Annotated in this window: 2 tRNA genes and 2 rRNA genes (1 of these 4 cut by a window edge); all 4 read left to right on the top strand. The window is 55.1% G+C overall.

Annotated elements, in window-relative coordinates:
* Positions 1–194 precede the first annotated feature (194 nt).
* Positions 195–1,681 (top strand): 16S ribosomal RNA (locus K9B37_RS24465).
* A 190-nt stretch (positions 1,682–1,871) separates the two neighbouring features.
* Positions 1,872–1,948, top strand: a tRNA-Ile gene (locus K9B37_RS24460).
* A gap of 42 nt (positions 1,949–1,990) precedes the next feature.
* Positions 1,991–2,066: transfer RNA gene (locus K9B37_RS24455), tRNA-Ala, on the top strand.
* Between the two features lie 273 nt (positions 2,067–2,339).
* Positions 2,340–3,161, top strand: a 23S ribosomal RNA gene (locus tag K9B37_RS24450); it runs 1,985 nt beyond the window's last position.
* The 16S and 23S rRNA genes sit together here with 2 tRNA genes alongside, the layout of an rRNA operon.

The following is a 3,161-nucleotide window of genomic DNA, read 5'->3' as shown; positions in this document are numbered from 1 at the left end:
TTTGCTCTTTGACAAGTGAAGATGAGAGAGAGAAGCGTGGACGGCGGTGTCCTTGCGGGTTGTCTGTGATGGACAACCGGAAGAAGCAGACATCGACTGTTCTATGCTTTTGGTGAGTACCACCGCTCTGGGGAAACCTGGAGTAGGAGGAACTCTGTCAATTTGCGTAGAGTGAAGTCGAGATCAAATTCTTAAAACTTGAGAGTTTGATCCTGGCTCAGAACGAACGCTGGCGGCAGGCTTAACACATGCAAGTCGAACGCATCCTTCGGGGTGAGTGGCAGACGGGTGAGTAACGCGTGGGAACGTGCCCTTCAGTTTGGGATAACCCAGGGAAACTTGGGCTAATACCGGATACGCCCTTTTGGGGAAAGATTTATCGCTGAAGGATCGGCCCGCGTCTGATTAGCTAGTTGGTGAGGTAACGGCTCACCAAGGCGACGATCAGTAGCTGGTCTGAGAGGATGATCAGCCACACTGGGACTGAGACACGGCCCAGACTCCTACGGGAGGCAGCAGTGGGGAATATTGGACAATGGGCGCAAGCCTGATCCAGCCATGCCGCGTGAGTGATGAAGGCCTTAGGGTTGTAAAGCTCTTTCGTCCGGGACGATAATGACGGTACCGGAAGAAGAAGCCCCGGCTAACTTCGTGCCAGCAGCCGCGGTAATACGAAGGGGGCTAGCGTTGTTCGGAATCACTGGGCGTAAAGGGCGCGTAGGCGGCTTTATAAGTCGGGGGTGAAAGCCTGTGGCTCAACCACAGAATTGCCTTCGATACTGTAGAGCTTGAGACCGGAAGAGGTTAGTGGAACTGCGAGTGTAGAGGTGAAATTCGTAGATATTCGCAAGAACACCAGTGGCGAAGGCGGCTGACTGGTCCGGATCTGACGCTGAGGCGCGAAAGCGTGGGGAGCAAACAGGATTAGATACCCTGGTAGTCCACGCCGTAAACGATGAATGCCAGCCGTTGGGCAGCTTGCTGTTCAGTGGCGCAGCTAACGCTTTAAGCATTCCGCCTGGGGAGTACGGTCGCAAGATTAAAACTCAAAGGAATTGACGGGGGCCCGCACAAGCGGTGGAGCATGTGGTTTAATTCGAAGCAACGCGCAGAACCTTACCAGCCTTTGACATGTCCGGTATGGGGAGTGGAGACACACCTCTTCAGTTCGGCTGGCCGGAACACAGGTGCTGCATGGCTGTCGTCAGCTCGTGTCGTGAGATGTTGGGTTAAGTCCCGCAACGAGCGCAACCCTCGCCTTTAGTTGCCATCATTCAGTTGGGCACTCTAAAGGGACTGCCGGTGATAAGCCGAGAGGAAGGTGGGGATGACGTCAAGTCCTCATGGCCCTTACGGGCTGGGCTACACACGTGCTACAATGGCGGTGACAATGGGCAGCGAACCCGCGAGGGGGAGCTAATCCCAAAAAGCCGTCTCAGTTCGGATTGCACTCTGCAACTCGAGTGCATGAAGGTGGAATCGCTAGTAATCGTGGATCAGAATGCCACGGTGAATACGTTCCCGGGCCTTGTACACACCGCCCGTCACACCATGGGAGTTGGTCTTACCCGACGGCGCTGCGCCAACCGCAAGGAGGCAGGCGACCACGGTAGGGTCAGCGACTGGGGTGAAGTCGTAACAAGGTAGCCGTAGGGGAACCTGCGGCTGGATCACCTCCTTTCTAAGGATGTTCTCTTACGAACCGGCGTCATGTTGGTTCTATCGGAACTCTTTTGAACACAAGGGATCAGTCAGATCCCGATATGCGGGACATTGCCGTCTTCGCTTCTCTTATCTCTCCGGACAACAGGTGTCAGGTGTCGCGGGTTCGCGGATGCGCGGGTTTGCGGTTTTGCCGATCGTGAAGTTGCGGGCCTGTAGCTCAGGTGGTTAGAGCGCACCCCTGATAAGGGTGAGGTCGGACGTTCGAGTCGTCCCAGGCCCACCACTCATCTTGGGTCCTTCTTCTTGCTTCTGTGGTCTTTTTTAAGGGGCCATAGCTCAGCTGGGAGAGCGCCTGATTTGCATTCAGGAGGTCGTCGGTTCGATCCCGTCTGGCTCCACCATTCCCCCTTTGGCTTTGGCCCTTGGGTTTGTCCGGTGTCACAGAGCTTCGTGCGCGTTCTCATGCTTTGAGAGCGGTGCGCGGATGTTTGAAATCGTAAAGAGGAATGCATGCGGTCGGATCGGGTCTCCTAGTCCCGATCAACCAGCGACGGCCCCCGCAGGGCTGTTGGACCGGATGCATTGGCAAGCAAAATAGTCTTTGCGAAAGCAAAGACGGTCTTTCTTGAATGATCGTCCGGCGCTGCCGAGCGGCGGACAATGATCATGAGAGTAATCAAGTGTCGTAAGAGCATTCGGTGGATGCCTTGGCGCTGAGAGGCGATGAAGGACGTGGTACGCTGCGATAAGCCTTGGGGAGCTGCGAACGAGCTTTGATCCGAGGATTTCCGAATGGGGAAACCCACCTTCGACCCTTTGTATTGTGACGTCATCGCGAGGTGGTGTTGCACTACGGAGGGTCAGATGAAGGTATTAAACTCTGAATTCATAGGGGTTTAAAGCGAACCCGGGGAACTGAAACATCTAAGTACCCGGAGGAAAGGACATCAACGAGACTCCGTTAGTAGTGGCGAGCGAACGCGGACCAGGCCAATGCCTGCATGATCTTTACCGGAACCACATGGAAAGGTGGGCGAGATCGGGTGATAGCCCCGTACGGATCAGGGTGAATGTGGGATATGAGTAGGGCGGGACACGTGAAATCCTGTCTGAACATGGGGGGACCACCCTCCAAGCCTAAGTACTCCTCAGCGACCGATAGTGTACTAGTACCGTGAGGGAAAGGTGAAAAGCACCCCGACGAGGGGAGTGAAACAGTTCCTGAAACCGGATGCTTACAAACAGTGGGAGCCCAAGGTTCGTCCTGGGTGACCGCGTACCTTTTGTATAATGGGTCAGCGACTTAAAGTAACGAGCAAGCTTAAGCCGATAGGTGGAGGCGCAGCGAAAGCGAGTCTGAACAGGGCGTTTTGAGTTCGTTGCTTTAGACCCGAAACCGGGTGATCTAGCCATGAGCAGGTTGAAGGTGCGGTAACACGCACTGGAGGACCGAACCGGTGCCTGTTGAAAAAGTCTCGGATGACTTGTGGCTAGGG

This window comes from Microvirga puerhi (assembly GCF_020089865.1).
In the GTDB taxonomy this organism is placed as follows: domain Bacteria; phylum Pseudomonadota; class Alphaproteobacteria; order Rhizobiales; family Beijerinckiaceae; genus Microvirga; species Microvirga puerhi.
This window is presented reverse-complemented; position numbering and strand designations above follow the sequence as displayed.